This window comes from Paraglaciecola sp. L3A3 (genome assembly GCF_009796765.1).
In the GTDB taxonomy this organism is placed as follows: domain Bacteria; phylum Pseudomonadota; class Gammaproteobacteria; order Enterobacterales; family Alteromonadaceae; genus Paraglaciecola.
In genome coordinates this window covers 864,066-881,869 of the sequence record NZ_CP047023.1, presented here as the reverse complement: position 1 = coordinate 881,869, position 17,804 = coordinate 864,066, and the positions used below count along the sequence as shown (strand labels likewise).

General features: G+C 39.0%; 18 protein-coding genes. 9 read left to right on the top strand and 9 right to left on the bottom strand.

Features of this window, described 5'->3' with window-relative positions; all coding sequences use genetic code 11:
• Positions 1-156: 156 nt before the first annotated feature.
• The 3 genes from GQR87_RS03725 to GQR87_RS03715 all read right to left on the bottom strand — a co-directional run bounded on the left by GQR87_RS03725 (position 157) and on the right by GQR87_RS03715 (position 3,401).
• A complete protein-coding gene (locus tag GQR87_RS03725; protein ID WP_158966673.1) occupies positions 157-729 on the bottom strand; it encodes a YdeI family protein in 573 nt (190 codons plus the stop codon).
• Between the two features lie 294 nt (positions 730-1,023).
• Positions 1,024-1,869, bottom strand: coding sequence for an alpha/beta hydrolase (locus GQR87_RS03720; RefSeq protein WP_158966671.1), 846 nt, complete (start codon positions 1,867-1,869; stop codon positions 1,024-1,026).
• Between the two features lie 2 nt (positions 1,870-1,871).
• Positions 1,872-3,401: a sulfatase gene (locus GQR87_RS03715; RefSeq protein WP_158966669.1), complete on the bottom strand. Its 1,530-nt coding sequence runs from the start codon at positions 3,399-3,401 to the stop codon at positions 1,872-1,874.
• 564 nt (positions 3,402-3,965) lie between these two features.
• On the opposite strand from GQR87_RS03715, the gene GQR87_RS03710 reads away from it, so the two are divergent.
• Entirely contained in the window at positions 3,966-4,208 is a 243-nt protein-coding gene (locus tag GQR87_RS03710) for a DUF1778 domain-containing protein (protein WP_158966667.1), read from the top strand.
• Positions 4,209-4,561: 353 nt separating this feature from the next.
• Here the strand turns inward: GQR87_RS03710 and GQR87_RS03705 are convergent, their stop codons facing one another.
• On the bottom strand, positions 4,562-5,407 hold the full coding sequence (locus tag GQR87_RS03705; RefSeq protein ID WP_158966665.1) for a MerR family transcriptional regulator: 846 nt from the start codon (positions 5,405-5,407) through the stop codon (positions 4,562-4,564).
• Positions 5,408-6,557: 1,150 nt separating this feature from the next.
• Between GQR87_RS03705 and rpsF the strand changes: the two genes are divergently transcribed.
• From rpsF to GQR87_RS03685, 4 genes are all read left to right on the top strand, one after another.
• A complete protein-coding gene (gene rpsF / locus GQR87_RS03700; protein ID WP_158972874.1) occupies positions 6,558-6,977 on the top strand; it encodes a 30S ribosomal protein S6 in 420 nt (139 codons plus the stop codon).
• Positions 6,977-7,204 carry a 30S ribosomal protein S18 gene (gene rpsR / locus GQR87_RS03695; protein WP_158966663.1) on the top strand — a complete coding sequence of 76 codons (228 nt, stop codon included), beginning with the start codon at positions 6,977-6,979 and terminating at the stop codon, positions 7,202-7,204. Before rpsF ends, rpsR begins: the two co-directional genes overlap by 1 nt.
• A gap of 15 nt (positions 7,205-7,219) precedes the next feature.
• Positions 7,220-7,672: a 50S ribosomal protein L9 gene (rplI, locus tag GQR87_RS03690; RefSeq protein WP_158966661.1), complete on the top strand. Its 453-nt coding sequence runs from the start codon at positions 7,220-7,222 to the stop codon at positions 7,670-7,672.
• Between the two features lie 182 nt (positions 7,673-7,854).
• Positions 7,855-10,740, top strand: coding sequence for an EAL domain-containing protein (locus GQR87_RS03685; protein WP_158966659.1), 2,886 nt, complete (start codon positions 7,855-7,857; stop codon positions 10,738-10,740).
• On the opposite strand, the gene GQR87_RS03680 is transcribed toward GQR87_RS03685, so the two are convergent.
• The 3 genes from GQR87_RS03680 to ispB form a co-directional block, all read right to left on the bottom strand.
• Positions 10,721-11,668: a PstS family phosphate ABC transporter substrate-binding protein gene (locus GQR87_RS03680; RefSeq protein WP_158966657.1), complete on the bottom strand. Its 948-nt coding sequence runs from the start codon at positions 11,666-11,668 to the stop codon at positions 10,721-10,723. The genes GQR87_RS03685 and GQR87_RS03680 overlap by 20 nt on opposite strands.
• Before the next feature lie 148 nt (positions 11,669-11,816).
• Positions 11,817-12,449: an MOSC domain-containing protein gene (locus GQR87_RS03675; RefSeq protein WP_158966655.1), complete on the bottom strand. Its 633-nt coding sequence runs from the start codon at positions 12,447-12,449 to the stop codon at positions 11,817-11,819.
• A gap of 19 nt (positions 12,450-12,468) precedes the next feature.
• Entirely contained in the window at positions 12,469-13,440 is a 972-nt protein-coding gene (gene ispB / locus GQR87_RS03670) for an octaprenyl diphosphate synthase (RefSeq protein WP_158966653.1), read from the bottom strand.
• A gap of 253 nt (positions 13,441-13,693) precedes the next feature.
• On the opposite strand from ispB, the gene rplU reads away from it, so the two are divergent.
• The 4 genes from rplU to folA all read left to right on the top strand — a co-directional run bounded on the left by rplU (position 13,694) and on the right by folA (position 16,189).
• Positions 13,694-14,005, top strand: coding sequence for a 50S ribosomal protein L21 (gene rplU / locus GQR87_RS03665; RefSeq protein WP_158966651.1), 312 nt, complete (start codon positions 13,694-13,696; stop codon positions 14,003-14,005).
• 15 nt (positions 14,006-14,020) lie between these two features.
• Positions 14,021-14,278 (top strand): 50S ribosomal protein L27, encoded by a 258-nt coding sequence (gene rpmA, locus GQR87_RS03660; RefSeq protein ID WP_133471404.1) that lies wholly within the window; start codon positions 14,021-14,023, stop codon positions 14,276-14,278.
• A gap of 139 nt (positions 14,279-14,417) precedes the next feature.
• Positions 14,418-15,581 carry an Obg family GTPase CgtA gene (cgtA, locus tag GQR87_RS03655; protein ID WP_158966649.1) on the top strand — a complete coding sequence of 388 codons (1,164 nt, stop codon included), beginning with the start codon at positions 14,418-14,420 and terminating at the stop codon, positions 15,579-15,581.
• Between the two features lie 86 nt (positions 15,582-15,667).
• Positions 15,668-16,189: a type 3 dihydrofolate reductase gene (gene folA, locus GQR87_RS03650; RefSeq protein ID WP_233267393.1), complete on the top strand. Its 522-nt coding sequence runs from the start codon at positions 15,668-15,670 to the stop codon at positions 16,187-16,189.
• On the opposite strand, the gene GQR87_RS03645 is transcribed toward folA, so the two are convergent.
• Positions 16,164-16,694, bottom strand: a complete 531-nt coding sequence (locus tag GQR87_RS03645; protein ID WP_233267392.1) for a hypothetical protein — start codon at positions 16,692-16,694, stop codon at positions 16,164-16,166. The genes folA and GQR87_RS03645 overlap by 26 nt on opposite strands.
• Positions 16,695-16,768: 74 nt before the next feature.
• Positions 16,769-17,752 carry an RNA polymerase sigma factor RpoS gene (gene rpoS / locus GQR87_RS03640; protein ID WP_158966647.1) on the bottom strand — a complete coding sequence of 328 codons (984 nt, stop codon included), beginning with the start codon at positions 17,750-17,752 and terminating at the stop codon, positions 16,769-16,771.
• Positions 17,753-17,804 lie beyond the last annotated feature (52 nt).

Sequence of the window (17,804 nt, the reverse complement as noted above, 5' to 3'; positions counted from 1 at the left end):
AACTGAGACTTTGCAGTACAAATCAACCCTATCAACATAATGTATCGGATCTTACTCTCTTTATCTTTAGCATCTATTTTTAAACATAATAGTAGAAGAAGATAACTTTGAGTTTCGAGTGTTAAGGCACAAAAACCTTAAATGAAGGTGTAATTCTTACGGTTTTTCTTCTCGGGTTAACATGGCCATATAATTTTCAAATCGCCTATTTCTGGTTTCGGCTTTTTTGGCACTGGCCAAGCCATGAACTATGACATAACGGTTTGATTTATTAAGTGTTGTAAAAAACTGTTTGGCCTGAGGATTATTTTCTAAAGCTGCAAGAAAATCTGCAGGCACTGTCATTTCGCTAACTGCGTAAGCTTTATCCCAACGTCCGTCTGCTTTGGCAGCACGTACATGCATGAGTCCAGCTTCCATCATACGACCTTCACTGATCAATCGTTCTACATGTTCAGTGTTTCTTTTTGACCAACTACTACGCCTTGTTCTTGGCGTGATCCGTTGAACATAAGCTTGCTCATCAATAGACTTTCTAATGCCATCAATCCAGCCCCAACACAGAGACTCAATCACAACATCATCCCAAGTAACACTATCAACGCCAGTATTTTTCTTAAAGATTTTCACCCACAACTCATTTTCTCTGTTGTGATTAACTTCAAGCCATTGAGCAAACTCAGCAGATGAGGCAAAAGCCATAATTTTAGCAGGGTCAACTTGAGCCATAAAAACAAAATCCTTTGGGGAAAAGCAGACTTTAGCAGAGAAAAGCAGTAGATAGGAGGTAGAAACTAGTCAATCAAAAAAGACAAACGATTCACCAAAGAGGGCACAGAGCACAAAGAGGGAAGACAGTTAAGATAAAATCTGTCGGAACCTCTATTCGCTCAAAAATATACGCACAAAATTCCGTCATGCCTGCATGTTATAAGATGAAATCGACTAATAGATAAATTGGCTCCGAATCACGAATTTTACTAATAGAGGTTGCATCATCATTTAGTACGGCTACGGTCCTTTTTAGTTGGCATTTAGGAGAGAGAACCACCCCATTACACTGCTTTTTACCACATCATCTTTATTTTGTAGGTGATTAATAATACTTTTGTGATCTCTGTTCATGGCTTCAATTACCTGCACATGATTATTGTTAATGAACATGGCCTGTGCAAATTGTTGAATTTCTTTGTCCATACCAGGATGGTCATTGTCCGCATACATAAGCAACATAGGCAATTTATTTTGCTCAATATGTGACGTCACTGACGCCGATCTATATATATGTTTATCGGTGCCCCACACTTGCTCTAAATGTGTTTTGTTAAGGCTTGAGAGTTCAAGCAGTGGACTAATTGCCACAACCCCTTGAATATTACCTCGTAAATTAGCGAGTTTAGACAACCACTGTTCATCAACGGCCAATAAGGCCGCAAGGTAAGCCCCAGCAGAATGCCCCGATATAACAATGTTAGAGGTATCACAACCGTAAGACTGCATATGTTGAACGGCCCATTTTATCGCTTTTACTGCATCTAACATTTGTGCTGGAAAAAGATGTTCTGGCGCTAAACGATAGTTTGGCGCAACAACGCATAAGCCTAATTGTGCAAAAGTTTCGGCAAATGCTTTTGACCCTTTCTCTTTAGAACCAAAGGTTAATCCTCCACCGTGAAAGTGCACCAGTACAGGATTGTTATCCCTTACTTTAGGTAAGTAAACATCTAACTTATCTCGATTGTCTGAATAGTCAGCTGAGGGCACGTAATCAATATTTTGCTTGGCTTGTATAGGCTTAGCAGCGAGTACATCTTCTACAATAAACAGCGCAGTGCAACAACACACCGCAGTGATAATAGGTCTAAGCATCATTATTCCTCAACCAATTTAGGAAACCACGGGGCTTGGCCATTTTTACTTTTTAAGAATTGGGCCTGTGTTTGTTGATACCATTTATGTAAATTCAAACGCATCGCATTAAGCCGATCTGGATATTTACTGGCAAGATCGGTTTGCTCGCCAATATCAGTGTCAAGGTTAAACAAGTGCGTTCGGCCATCTTCAAACCGTTCAATTAATTTCCAATTTCCTTCACGGATCGCAGCGCCGGGAAAACCACCTTGATTCGAATAATGCGGGTAATGAAAATACAGAGGCCGAGTGACTAAACGCTTACGATCAGCTTGTGATGGTATAAATGGGTTTAGATCTACACCATCTACATGTTGTTGTGGCAATAAAGGAATATTAGCCGCACTCAATAAAGTAGGGTATAAATCAGTTGAAGTGACGGGCTCATTGACTTGATTACCACTGTGTTGCATTTGTGGCAGTCTAACAATTAATGGCACGCGAATGCCCCCTTCATATAACCACCCTTTCCCACCCCTAAGCGGTAAATTAGAGGTAGGTGATCCCTCCGCGCTAGACAAGCCGCCATTATCTGACGTAAAAACAATAAGGGTATTTTGATCGAGCCCGGTTTGTTGAAGTTTCGCCAATAATCGCCCTACCTGCTTATCCATTTGGTTGACCATGGCAGCGTAGGTAGGATGATTCTGTTTTACCCGAACCTCTCGTTTATCGGCAATAGGCCATACTTGTTCTTCATCTTGAAACTCATCGTTATGGGCCAATGTTTGTGTTTTTGCTTGATACCTTTGAACATCTTGCTGAGGGGCCTGTAAGGGCGTATGCACGGTATAAAAGGATAACATCATGAAAAACGGGTCAGATTGTTGGCTGTATTGATCTACTAAAGCAATGGCTTCGTTGGTTAAACGGGCCGTTAGATACTCACCTTTGGGCCCATCCTTAAGGCGTGGATTTTTATAAGGCGAAAAATACCCTGCCGCAGGATGACCATTTTTAGTGCCGGCTATATTGACGTCAAAGCCTTGATGTTCAGGCCATAAATGTTCACTTAATCCTAAATGCCATTTTCCCAAAAAAGCTGTGTGGTAGCCGCTTTGCTTAAACGCTTCGGCAATGGTGGTTTCTGAAAGTGGTAAATAGTCTTTAAAACTTGCGGGTAAAAAACGACCAGCACGGGCAGGTTTGTTCTTGGTGGGAAACCAATCGGTAGCTTGCCCTCGAGTGGGGTGTTTTCCTGTTAAAAGAGCGAACCGAGAAGGGCTGCACACTGGGTTAGCAGCATAGCCATTAGTAAACATTACACCTTGCCCAGCTAGGGCGTCTATATTAGGCGTGTCATAAAAGCTTTGCGGGTTAAACGCCTTAATGTCTGAATAACCTAAGTCATCTACCACAATAAACAACACGTTGGGCTGTTTTTCAGGTGGTGAGGCTTTGGCAGAGCTGAAGCCAGCACCTAAACACAACAGAAGTAATGAAAGATAAGCCTTTGCTTTACAGCTAAAAAGGATAGAAGGTGTGGTCATAAAATCGCTCGTATATTAACTCTTTCATAACAATACATAAACATAGGATGTTTATCAACATTAAACCTTAACTAGGTGCTGTATTTAATATCTCCTAGTTTATTCGCACTTATTTACATTTAAAGACGATTTGAGTGCGCAGCAGTGAAAAGCAAAAGAATAAAGCTTTTCACCGAGTGACACAGATAATAAAGATGCGGCTTAGCCGAAAAGATTAAAAGCGATTTACCACAGCACACAGAGGGAAAGCAGTAGATAGTAAATAGTGGCTAGAAAAAGATCAAAGCAATTTAGCACAGAGGAAAAGAAGTTGATAGTGGCTAAAAAAGTCATTGTTATGGCCCCGAAATTATTTTTATCCTCAAATGTAATTTTAATTAACCTGTTGATTTTATATGTTTTTTTATGATTTGTTACAATGGGGGTCTAGCTAAGCTCTGTTATTGCGGAAGAGATTGGTTTCTTAAATTAAGGTTTATATAAAATTACAACATTTGTTCATAATTGACAGTTTGTTGCCACACTCGTTATTATGAACCCTAGGTTTTATTTTGTGAGGTTATTATGCGTTTATCTATCGACATTACCCCAGAGCAACATCAGCACTTAAAAGCCGCAGCTGCGCTACAAGGTCAATCTATTAAAAGCTATGTTTTAGAACGCGCCTTACCGCAAGGCAATGAGCAAAAAGCTATCAATCAGCTAGAAGCATTTTTAGCACCACGAGCAGATAATGCCAAAGCAGGTAAAACCTCAACTAGATCCGTTGATACTATATTTGATGAAGAGTTAGCAAAGGCAAAGTAACTATTATGCACCATTATCACATCACGGAAGATGTAGAGCAGGACTTGCGGGACATTGCCCGTTATACCCTCAGTAAATTTGGCCCCACGCAATTAGCAATCTACCGACAAGCTTTAAACACCAGACTTTATATGGACAGTCACGTTAATAACGATGAGAAATTTGAGTCGCGGGAAAAGTCCCCCCCACACCTTAACTCGACATCGCAAGCCTCTATTGGCTATCCTTGCCAATAGACCTACTAAATTCAACATAAAATTGGCGAGCTTTGAGTCGCGACAAATCTAAAGCATGTGCTGCGCACACAAAGCACCCACTTTGTCCATCGTTATCCTTGGCAGTCGATTGGCAATTTAACAATCAATCAAATACAGCGAGTTCTCTTCCTTACCACTAGCCCTCAATTCTGTTTCATTGTGCCTTAACTCATGATTGGCAAAATGATGCATAGCTTCACAAAGGTGCTGGGCCATACCTATTGCATAATGTTCCAACATCTCTGCCGTAACAGTATTTAAAAGTGTTTGTTCTGCAAAGATTTTATAACCATTCATGGATATACCGATGAAACCTTCAAATGTTAGATAGAGACTATAATTCAACACTAGATAATGATTTCGAATCTCTTGTTGCACCTGTTCAGAGTCAATTGGCATATTTATTAATTTGGCATACCGCTGATGCAATTTATCACTTATCTTTTGGATCTGTTGCGCTTTGGTTTTATCTAGCTGTCCTAGAGCATGAAGCCCCAACTCATTGTTGAATTCACTATCCTGCTGATCAATCATTTTGTTCCAACGTTCCACCTTATCCTTAGGAAAAGATTCGAAAAACATGCCCATATTTTCTCGGCCTTGCTCAACTTGATTTAACGTCAAATTTATCTTTTCTAGCTGACCTTCAACTTTGTTTTTCTGATTTAACAGTAATATTTTTTGTTCAGAAAGTGCTTTTCTAAGATCGAAGTTTTTAGCATAAATAATTTGTTTAATGGTTTCTAAGCTAAAATCCAGCTCTCTATATACCAAAATGAATTGCAACAATTGCAAATGATTATGCTCATAGACTCTATAGCCATTCTGTTGATTTCTCTTCGGTATAAGCAAACCTTGCTCATCATAATAACGAAGTGTTCGAATACTTAAACCAGTGGTCTGGCTCAGCTGGTTAATTGTATAACTTTTTCCTTTACTCATTATTTTCCGACCTGTGTTTTTTGATATTCCACACAACTATCAAGGATAACGTAACGGTAGGGTCAAGGGATACAATGCAAATTCATCGAAACAAAAAACGAAACGAAGTGTCTTCTAGTTTTGAGATGACATTTGTGCAATGCCGCAGGCTATCTGGAATGCAAAAATATATACCTGCTATAGAGTAATAAGCACATCCATGATGATCGGCATCCAACCTCAACATCCCTGTTGAGCTGTTTAACCTGGCGGAACTACGCTCCTAAAAATTCAGCTTTCACCCAAACGTTCATGTTCGGCCATTCGACAAGACAATTCTGTGATGGAAAATTTGAATTCGCGGGAAAAGTCCCCCCCACACCTTAACTCGACATCGCAAGCCTCTAGTGGCTATCCTTGCCAATAGACCTACTAAATTCAACATAAAATTGGCGAGCTTTGAGTCGCGGGAAAATCAAAAGAATGTGCTTCGCACATAGAGCAATAATTATTGACTCCATAATCTCTTGTTTGTTGTCTTGGAATAATGCTAGTGCTAACATTTGTGTACAGTGTAAGTTTGAGGATTTTCATAATAGATACAGCCATACAATTTAGAGTTGACGAAGAAATCAAACGTTTAGCGCAGTTAATGGCCTAAAGGCCAACGTACAACAGAAACACCAAGCTTTTGATTTATCGCGACTACAAATTTCCCATCAAATTATTGGCTTGTCGAATGTCCGAACAAGGACGTTTGGACAAGGCAATCTTTTATAGCTGGGAGCGGCTTATTGCCGTTTCGACATCGAAGCCAAGAATTTTATGGAATAGGAATTTGTTTGGAGGCCGGCTTCTTTTGCTTACTTTTCTTAGCTGTTGAAGAAAAGTCAGTCGAGCCTCAGGGACGAGGCTTGAATAAAGCAATGGATTGCGGTGAGCAACGCGAATGCTTTATGGCGCAGCCATGCCTTGTGTGCGTAGCACATGCCTTATCGCGTAGCGATGTAAGCAAAGCGCATGCCTTTATCTTTTAAAAACACAAATATACCTTGCACCCAACGCCCAGTTTATATACAATGCGCGCCGCTTAAACAGTCACCAATTTTAGTTCCTTGTCTCTATACAGTTTGACTGTGCTGTCGAGACTACAACCGTGAGGAGCAATATGATGCGTCATTACGAAATCGTATTCATGGTTCACCCTGACCAGAGTGAACAAGTTCCAGGTATGATCGAGCGTTATACCGGAATTCTTACCCAAGATGGCGGCACTATCCACCGCTTGGAAGATTGGGGCCGTCGTCAATTGGCTTACCCAATCGATAAACTTCATAAAGCACACTATGTTCTTGTTAACGCTGAAGCAACTGCTGAAGCTGTTGAAGAGCTAGAAACTGCTTTCCGTTTTAATGATGTTGTTTTGCGTAACCTAGTTATGCGTACCAAAGATGCTGTGACTGAGCAGTCTCCTATGGCTAAAGAAGAACGTCGTGAAAAGCGTGAAGAAAAATCATATGACAAGCCAGCCGCTGCTCCTGCTACAGAAGCACCTGTTGAAGCTGCTGACGAAAAAGAAGGAGACGAATAATGGCTCGTTTTTTCAGACGTCGTAAGTTCTGTCGTTTTTCTGCCGAAGGTGTTGCTGCGATTGATTACAAAGACATCGCAATGTTGAAAAACTACATCACTGAAAGTGGTAAAATTGTACCTAGCCGTATCACTGGAACTAGCGCGAAATATCAGCGTCAGTTGTCAACTGCTATCAAGCGCGCGCGCTTCCTAGCATTGCTTCCATATACTGATTCTCACAAGTAATCGTAGGTAGCAAAGATGGAAATCATATTATTAGACAAGATCGCTAACCTAGGCGGCTTGGGTGACACTGTCACTGTAAAATCAGGTTATGCACGTAACTTCTTGTTCCCACAAGGAAAAGCGGTTCCTGCAACTAAAGTTAATGTTGAGAAATTTGAACAGCGTCGTGCTGAGCTAGAAGCAAAAATTGCTGAAGGCCTAGCTGCTGCACAAGCTCGAGCAGATAAAATTGCTGCCTTGGGTGAAGTGACTATTGCTTCTCCAGCTGGTGATGAAGGTAAATTGTTCGGTTCTGTCGGTACTCGCGACATCGCTGATGCAATTACTGCTGCTGGTGTTGAAGTGGTTAAATCTGAAGTTAAATTACCTACTGGTACTTTACGTGAAACTGGCGAATTCGAAATCGACTTGCAAGTTCACTCAGATGTAACAACGACTATCAAACTAATCATCATTCAAGAAGCTTAATTTTTAAGTTCCTTGATATTTAGTTTATAAACGCCGTTTCTGGTAACAGAAACGGCGTTTTTGTTTTCCTAAGCCTCTCCAAGCCCTTAATTCCATACTTCCTGTGGAATTTAATTAAACTGTCACAAATTTCACATATTTTGTGTGCTCGATTTTTATATAAAAAGTAGGGAACAAAAGTAGTGAAGTACTTTACTGAACAGCACAAGAAAACATACTACTTCCCTGCTTTATTATTTATCGTTCTGATAAGTGTTTTTTCTTTCGCGAGTTTGTTTCTATCAGGTAATGAAATAAATAGACGTGCGGCATTAGCACAGGTTGTCGCTTCTCAAGTTTCTAATTCATTGGAGGTATTTTCGGCTGATAGAAAGCGAGCCTTAGAAGATTTAACTTTATCTTGGCCTGCTTACCACCCAAGTCCAATTGATTGGTTTCATACACAAGCATCGAATATTAAAAATATGCTGCCTGGAATAAGTGACATTTGGTGGGTGAACCCAGATTTTACTATTCGATGGAATATTTCTTTCGCAGATAATAATAAGTTGTTTGGAGAAGATATTCAGTCTTTTGGCTTAACTGTTCCTACCTTACTTAAAAATGGTTCAGAAAGCGTCATGTATCAGGGAGATAAGTTAACGAGTTTATATGCTTTACAGATTGATCCCAATAACGAGAAATTAGGTTATGTAGTGGCGAATTTTGATGTGGAAAGCACATTGGAAGTGCTGGTGGGAGAGTTGATTGGGCCCCAGTTTAATTTTTCGCTGTATGATAATGATGTTTTATTAATGGCGCACGGAGTGTTGGTTGAGGACTCAACTATAGCTAAAGTGCAATTAGGTTTTGCTAATCGTAAATGGGATTTAGCGTTACAAAGCCCTAATCAAAAAATACAAATGAGCCAAGTGATTTTTTGGGTCGGCTGTTTAATGTCTACACTGATTTGTATGTTTTTCTTTTGGCAGTTGCGTAGTGCGGTTCGACTGAATCAAAGTCAAATTCATTATAAAGCTGCCAGTGATGCCGCTTTAGATAGTATTTTAATTTATGGGAGTGTCACTAATAAAAAAGGCCAAGTAATTGATTTTCAATTAGTTGATGCGAATAAATTAGCCGTTAAATTAATCAAATGTGATCTCAATAAACCTGCTAATCTATTTTTGAGTCAACAGCTAACCTTGATGCAAATTTCAGAACTCTTAACTGATATAAAACAAGTCTGTGAAACAGGTATACCTTTCGAATATACTCTTAATAATCAATCTAATATTTTCGATGCCCAATGGTTAAGACTGCAAGTCGTCAAGGCGGATAGCGGCATTGCCATGACGATCCGAGACATTAGTTTACGTTACCAGTCTCAGCAACAATTAGAAAAGAGTGAAGCTCGTTTTAGAAGGCTAGTTGACGGTTTAACTAGAGACTATGTTTATTCTTTAGATTCAACCGGCAAACTTCAATTTGTTAGTACCAGTGTGACTAATATTTTAGGTTATGAAGATGAAGACTTTTTAGCCAATAGTGACAACTATTTGCTTTGTGTTCCTGACAATATTTTACAGATCAGAGAACAACAAGCTAAAGGGTTGAAAACTGAGCCCTATATAATCACCTTTCTTTCTACTTCTAAACAAGAGATATCTATTGAGTGTAATGATTCACCGGTATTTGATGAAGAAGGAAAATTAGTTGCCATTGAAGGTATTGGGCGAGATGTAACCGAAGATTTGATTTTAAAACAGAAGATTTATTACCAAGCTAATCATGATCCTTTAACAGGCTTATTGAATCGATATGCATTTGATCAAAAATTAAAAAAGGTGATTAGTGATATTCCATCTGTTTTTAAGTGCGCAGCCTTATGTTACATCGATATGGATCAATTTAAGCTAATTAATGATACCTGCGGTCATCAAGCTGGGGATCAACTGTTAAGAAATATTGCCAATTTATTACAGCAAAATTCAACCAATAAAGATGTATTAGCTAGGGTGGGAGGGGATGAATTTTGTCTAATTTTAGTTAATCAAGATAAAGTCCGAGTAAAACAGAACATGCAAAAGTTGTTAGACAGCGTATCTGCCTTTCGTTTTGAGTGGGAAGACAGAGTTTTTCATATTGGTGCAAGTATTGGGATAGTGCAAATGGATACCCAAAACTTAAATGCAGTGGATCTTGTTAAAGCGGCAGATAGCGCGTGTTATATGGCGAAGAATAACGGTCGTAATCAATATATTTTCCATGACAATTCAGAGACAGAAATTGTATTTAGAAATACCGAGTTACAGTTGCTAAGCCAAGTGCAAACTGCTTTAGATCAAGATAAATTTGAATTGTATTTTCAGACAATAAAACCGCTAGATGCGGCTAATAATCAAAAAATACGTTATGAAATATTATTGAGGATGTTTGATGACGGGGGCGAGTTTATTAGCCCTGCTACGTTTATCCCTATTGCTGAAAGGCACGGCTTAATGACACGCATAGATCAATGGGTGTTTAATCGTACTATGAGTTTACTTGAGTCTTATCCTGAACATTTACAGCACCTTGATAAATGTGCCATTAATTTATCTGGGGCCAGTTTAAATAGCCCATCTTCAATGAAGAGCCTTTTGAATCGCCTAAAACAAACATCAGTGCCATTTGAAAAATTGTGTTTTGAGATCACAGAAACGGCTGCGGTGACTAACTTAGTCAAAGCTAGTCATATCATTGCTGAAATACGTTCGTTGGGCTGTAAGTTTGCTTTGGATGATTTTGGGGCGGGCATGTCGTCATTTACTTATTTGAAAAATATGCAGGTCGATTACGTAAAAATAGACGGATCATTTGTCAAAAATATGTGCAATGATGCGTGTGACTTGGCCACCGTAAAGGCCATTCATGACATTGCTAAAAGTATGAACAAAGAAACCATTGCTGAATTTGTGGGTGATAAACAAACTGAACAATTACTCCAGTCTATGGGGGTGAATTATGCTCAAGGTTTTGGTATTTCTACTCCAACTTCGTTTGCTGTATTTCTCTCACATTACGATATTAATGCAAGAGTTTGTTAAGTTCTTGCAAGCGGGTGTTTTCTGGTAAAGCAACATAACCATCTTGTTTGACTATAGCTTGCCCCTCCTGTGACAAAGCTATGTTTAAAAAATTAGCGACATTGTCTGCCAATTTCTTATCTTGAGCTTGATTAATATAGATATATAAAAACCGTGCTAATGGGTAAGTTTGATTCTGAACTGTATCTGGTGTTGCTTCGATAACTTGCCCTTCACTATTGATAATAGATAAGGCTTTAATGCCTGAAGTTTTGTAACCAAGAGCAGAGAACCCTATTGAATATAAAGAATGACTAACAACTTGAACCACAGAAGTTGAACCAGGTTGATTCAAGACCCTAGATTTAAATCGGCCATTACATAATGCTTTTTGTCGAAAAAATGTATAAGTACCAGATACATTATTTCGTCCTATTAACTCAATTTTTCTGTCTCCCCAACTTTGTTCGACGCCTAGTTCTTTCCAATACTCAATATTTTGGGGATGACCACATTTGCGGTAATTTGAGAAGACAGCATCTAATTGTTGTACAGAAATTTTAGATAAGGGGTTGTTTCTATTCACAAATACAGCAATTGCGTCCATTCCAACTTTTATGGCCGTTGGATAATATCCATACTTATTTTTAAATGCTGTAAGTTCTGAAGTCGACATTAATCGACTCATTGGGCCTAAAGAAGAGGTTTGATTGATGAGGGCCTTTGATGCGGTAGACGAGCCTTCGGAATGGAGTTCTAATTCTACACTAGGGTAACGTTTAGAATATAGCTTTCCCCAAAAGTGCATCATATTGGCTAATGTATCAGAGCCATACGAGACCAAGGTAGTGTCAGTTATGGAGTGATTGGTTGATTCGTTTTTTTCAATGGCCAATAAAGGGGAACAAACGAATTGACCTAAAATGGTTACAAAAATGAATGTAGACACATACTTTTTTTGAAATTTAGTACAAGTAGAAATAAACAAAGCACACATCTTTTTGTTGGAGAAATCAGCGAATTTTATAATACTTCAAGAATGTGTCAAATTAGAGACAATATTATTTTCACGAAAAAAGTGTGAGATGACAAAAAATTTAAGAGCGCTGACGAAGTAGCTTTTCTTTCCATTCCGGGTCCAACCCTCTTGCATTCACACAATGATTCAATCTATCTACTGCCGTTACTTTACCTTGAACTACAGCTAAAAATTCAGCAATGCTCAGTTCTGGATTAGGCCTTTCAATTAAAGTGATGTCGTCATTTATGGTTAACTCACCACCTTTTAAAACTCGGTAATACCAGCCGTGTATTGCATGTTTAGCGACAAACTTGTCGAGACCAGGTGTTTTAAATTTTTCAGCAATTTTAAAACAAGGCATTCTTGGACCTGACACTTGGATTAAACACTCTTCAATTTGGTAAATGTCACCTATACAAACATTTTGTTCATGCATAGTAGGTACACTGATATTTTCGCCCATGGATCCAGGCCAAGCGGTTTTATGTAAAAGAGGATGAGCCTTAATAATAACCTCATAACTCTTTAAGGCATATTGATGCAGCGCTCTCTCTGGGCCGCCGTGATAACGTTTATCAATTTGTACATCACCTTGAATACCAAGGTTATCTATTTGCGCTGAATTAACTGAGTGTTTGTAAATACCCGTTAATTCATTTTTAGGACCAATTCTTTGTACTTTCGCTTGATATAAACCTGTTATCTTCATAGTTCAGTCACTTGTTAGCTTAGGCTGCTCGCTCAACAGCAATGTTAGCTAGGCTTATTAAGGCATCTTTATAATTTGATTCAGGTAAAAGTGATAAAGCTTGAATCGCTTGTTCTGATGCAAGAATAGCTTGCTTCTTCGTATATTCTAAAGCTCCTGTTTGCTGCATTGCTGTCATAATTTCAGCAAAGTTTTGCATACCATTGCCTGATTCAATCGCTTGTTTAATTTGTGCGGACTGTGCTTCACTACCATGCCACATAGCATATAAAAGGGGTAAAGTAGGTTTACCTTCCGCTAAATCATCCCCCACATTTTTGCCCATTTCTTCGGCGTCGGCGGCATAATCTAAAATGTCATCAACCAATTGAAAAGCAGTGCCTAGGTATTTACCGTAATCTTGCATCGCCATTTCTATTTCTGGCTCCTGCTCTGTCAATACAGCAGCTAATAAAGTCGCCGCCTCAAACAAACGAGCTGTTTTACTGTATATGACTTGCATGTAACTTTCTTCGCTAGTATCAGGATCATTACAGTTCATCAACTGCAAAACTTCACCTTCAGCAATAACATTAGTGGCGTCTGACAAAATTTGCATAACTCGCATTTTTTTCAAACTAACCATCATCTGAAAAGAACGGGTATATAAAAAATCCCCAACCAATACACTTGCTTGATTGCCAAACACTGCGTTAGCAGTTTCTCTGCCTCTGCGCATAGTTGATTCATCTACTACGTCATCATGTAATAATGTGGCGGTATGAATGAATTCAATAATGGCTGCCAATGTGTGGTGCTCATTAGTCTTAATATCTAACGCACGAGCGGCTAGAACGGTCAGCAAGGGCCTTAAACGCTTGCCGCCACTATTGACTATGTAAAAACCTAATTGATTAATAAGAGCGACGTCTGAACTGACTTGATTTTGTATTAACTCATTAACGGACATCATATCGTCATGGGCTAGTTGGTTGATAGTTTCAAGTTTCATACTTCAGTGCTTTAACCTTTTATAAATTATATACAATTACTTAACGTTTTTACCGCCAAAGGATTTTACAGAATTCTGCCTGGGTATCCAGTCTCAGATCCTCTAAAAGGTCGGAAAATAACGGGCTGAAGCAAAACGTTTGATATTTAACCAAATTAATTGGAAAATGGGCTTGCTTGGAGATACCTGTTCACGTACAATTCGCGCCCTGTTTTTGAATATAAGCGTCAAGAGACGCAGAGCGGAGTTTATTATGTACGCGGTTTTCCAAAGTGGTGGCAAACAACACCGTGTGGCTGAAGGCCAAACCGTTCGCCTAGAAAAAATCGAAGTGGCTCCTGGTGAGTCAGTTGAATTCGGTGATATCTTAATGGTGAGCAATGGTGACGATATTAAAATTGGTACACCATTTGTTAGTGGTGGAAAGGTTACAGCTGAAGTTGTAACTCATGGACGTGGCGATAAAGTTAAAATCGTTAAGTTCCGTCGTCGTAAGCATTCACGTACCCAAATGGGTCACCGTCAGTGGTTCACGGAAGTGAAAATCACTGGTATTAGCGCTTAATAGGAGTATATACAAATGGCACATAAAAAAGCTGGTGGTAGTACTAACAACGGCCGTGATTCAGAAAGTAAACGCCTAGGTGTTAAGCGTTACGGTGGTGAGTCGGTTCTAGCTGGTAACATTATTGTTCGTCAACGTGGAACTAAATTCCATGCTGGTAACAATATGGGTATTGGTAAAGATCATACTTTATTTGCTTTGTCTGACGGCAAAGTTCAATTTGAAGTTAAAGGTCCTAAAAATCGTAAATTTGTAAGCATTGTTGCTGAATAATTCACGGTAATATATTTTAAGAAGCCCCGCTTTATGCGGGGCTTTTTGTTTAAGTCTTAAAAATAGTCTGCACTGCAATTTCTAGTACGAACAGACTATACTCGATTCAATTGAGTTCTATTCAAGGTGTTGGTAAGTCATGAAATTTGTAGATGAAGCTGAGATCCGTGTCGAAGCGGGTGACGGTGGTAATGGTGTTGTAGGTTTTCGCCGAGAAAAATATGTACCTGATGGTGGTCCTGATGGTGGCGACGGTGGCGACGGCGGCAGTGTTTATTTAGTTGCAGACGAAAACTTAAACACCTTAATAGATTATCGCTTTGAACGATTCCATCGTGCAGAACGCGGTAAAAACGGACAAAGTGCCAATTGTACCGGTCGTGGCGGCTCTGATTTAGAAGTCAAAGTGCCTGTTGGGACAAGAGCCACAGATGCAGATACTGGAGAGTTGTTAGGTGATTTAACTAAACATACTCAACGAATGAAAGTAGCTCAAGGTGGTTATCATGGTTTAGGTAATGCTCGTTTTAAAACCAGTACTAACCGTGCACCTAGACAAAAGACAAGTGGTACCCCTGGAGAAATCAGGAACCTTAAATTAGAGCTAATGTTATTAGCTGACGTAGGTATGTTAGGTATGCCAAATGCTGGTAAATCTACATTTATCCGCAGTGTCTCAGCAGCTAAACCTAAAGTGGCAGATTACCCCTTTACTACCTTAGTGCCTAATTTAGGTGTAGTTCGTTTAGATTCTATGCGTAGTTTTGTAGTAGCGGATATCCCAGGTTTGATCGAAGGTGCCGCTGATGGCGCTGGGTTAGGTGTGCAATTTTTAAAACACCTTGAACGTTGTCGAGTATTAATTCATTTGATCGACTTAATGCCTGCAGATGAATCAGATCCTGTAGATAATGCTAAAGCTATCGTTGCTGAATTAGAAAAATACAGTCCTAAGCTTGCAGCTAAGCCTCGTTGGTTAGTATTTAACAAAGTCGACTTAATGCTTGAAGATGAAGTGGATGAGTTATGCGCAAAAATAGCTAAAGAGTTAGATTGGCAAGACGATTATTATAAAATTTCAGCCTTCCAAAAACTTGGTACTGAACAACTTTGTTTAAAAGCAATGGACTTCATTGAACAATTACCTGAAGAAATTGAGCTACCGGATAGCGAAGAGGAATCAGGGTTTAAGTGGGACACGTACCATAAAGATGTTATCGATGACGCCTATGACTTAGACGATGATGATGACGATTTTGATGATGAAGATGACGACTTCGAAGTGATCTACACCAAAGAGTAAAAATACAGGCCAGAAAGCAATTTCTGGCCTTTCTTGTATAATACGTTTTACTATCCGTTATTTCTGTTTACCCGCAAGATATTATTATGATAAAAATTTCTATGATCGCCGCTATGGCTAACAATCGTCTGATTGGTGCTAATAATGCAATGCCTTGGCATTTACCTGCTGACTTAAAACATTTTAAAAAAACCACTCTGGGCAAACCTATTGTGATGGGTCGTAAAACTTATGAATCGATTGGCAGAGCCTTACCTGGACGGTTAAATATAGTAATTAGTTCAGATCCCAATTATTCTCTGGCTGATGCCTCTGTAGCCAATAGTTGCGAGCAAGCAATAGATTTAGCATCTAACCATTTAGCAGAAAAAAATAGAGATGATGCTGAAGTGATGATTATTGGTGGCGGTACTATTTATCGGCACTTTCTACCTTTTTGTCACTGTTTATATCTAACAGAGATAGACTTAACCGTAGAGGGCGATACCCATTTCCCTAATTATCAGGCTGAATATCAATGGCAAGAAGTGGCAAGTGAATCCCACCAAGCTGATGAAAATAATCCTTATCCATACCGCTTTATTACTCTTCTAAAACAGGCTCTCTAGGTTTTTTCAATAAAGTAAAAGTGTAGGTATAACCATAAATAGCTGTAATGATTATGCTAGGTGCTATGGTAAGCCAGAGGTTTGGAGTTTGATTCAACCAGTTCACGCCAATAGCGATACTTGCCTGTATTGAAATGGGTAAAATTGGTGCTAATAGGGAGCCGGGCACAGCATTAGTATTTAGAAACTGTGCTGAATTAGATAAAGCATCTCTAAAGGTTTTAAATATCGCGATATTCTGTGTGGTTTTTGAATGCACGGTACAAATAATTGGTACAACAAATATAAGAGACAAACTGTTGTTACCGAACCTTGCCACCGACTTTTCAAGTAAAAACGTAAACAACACAGTGACAGTTGCACTGAGAGTGCCTTGTACTAGAGCAGATCTTAGCACTATGGCCTGATCATCGGTTGCCATATTATTAGCCCAATATGACCAAAAAAAATAAAAACTAAACGAAATAACAGCCGAAATAACTAATCTAAGTGAAGAATGTGACATATTTTTCCATTACAATAATTTTATTTTTAGTATAAAAAAAGCCTCTAATGAGGCTTTAATATCAGATTCTTAGATTAACCTAATTTATTAAAAATAGCTTCTAGATCTAAACCTTTATGACCTAACATATCTCTTAGTCTACGCAGTGCTTCTACTTGGATCTGCCTTACACGCTCTCGGGTAAGGCCTATTTCAATCCCTACATCTTCGAGGGTAGATGGCTCATATCCCATTAGTCCAAATCGTCTAGCTAATACTTCTCTTTGTTTAGGATTTAAGTCTTCTAACCACTTGATAATATTTAATTTAATATCTGAGTCTTGAAGATCTTCTTCAGGGCCATGTCCTTTGTCATCAGCAATAACATCAAGTAAAGCTTTGTCATTTTCTCCACCAATTGGTGTATCTACCGAGGTTATTTTTTCATTCAATCGTAACATTTTAGTCACGTCAGCCACAGGTTTATCAAGAGACTCGGCTATTTCTTCAGCAGTGGGTTCATGATCTAATCTTTGTGCTAATTCTCTAGCAGCTCGTAAATAAACATTTAGTTCTTTTACTACATGGATAGGTAAACGAATAGTACGAGTTTGGTTCATTATTGCTCGTTCAATGGTCTGTCTGATCCACCAAGTCGCATAGGTAGAAAAACGGAAACCTCTTTCAGGGTCAAACTTTTCTACAGCTCTAATAAGACCTAGGTTACCTTCTTCAACTAAATCTAACAGTGCTAAACCACGGTTGTTATATCGGCGGGCTATTTTAACAACTAAACGCAGATTACTGACAATCATACGTTTACGTGACGCTTCGTCACCTTTTAAGGCTCTACGTGAAAAGTAGACTTCTTCTTCTGCAGTTAATAATGGGGAAAATCCGATTTCACCTAAATATAGTTGGGTGGCATCAAGGTTTTTTTTCTTGGCTTCGGAAGAGGATAATATATCCTCCAATTCTTTTTGATCGGCTTTTTCAGCTTTAGCAAGTTCTAATTCAACGGCTTCTTCAATATCGCTGAATGGATCAATCTCAACTACAACTGTTTTTTCTTGGCTCATAATTCATGACTCCTTAACTGTCGTTTTTTAACTTCTCCTAATTTGATTCTTA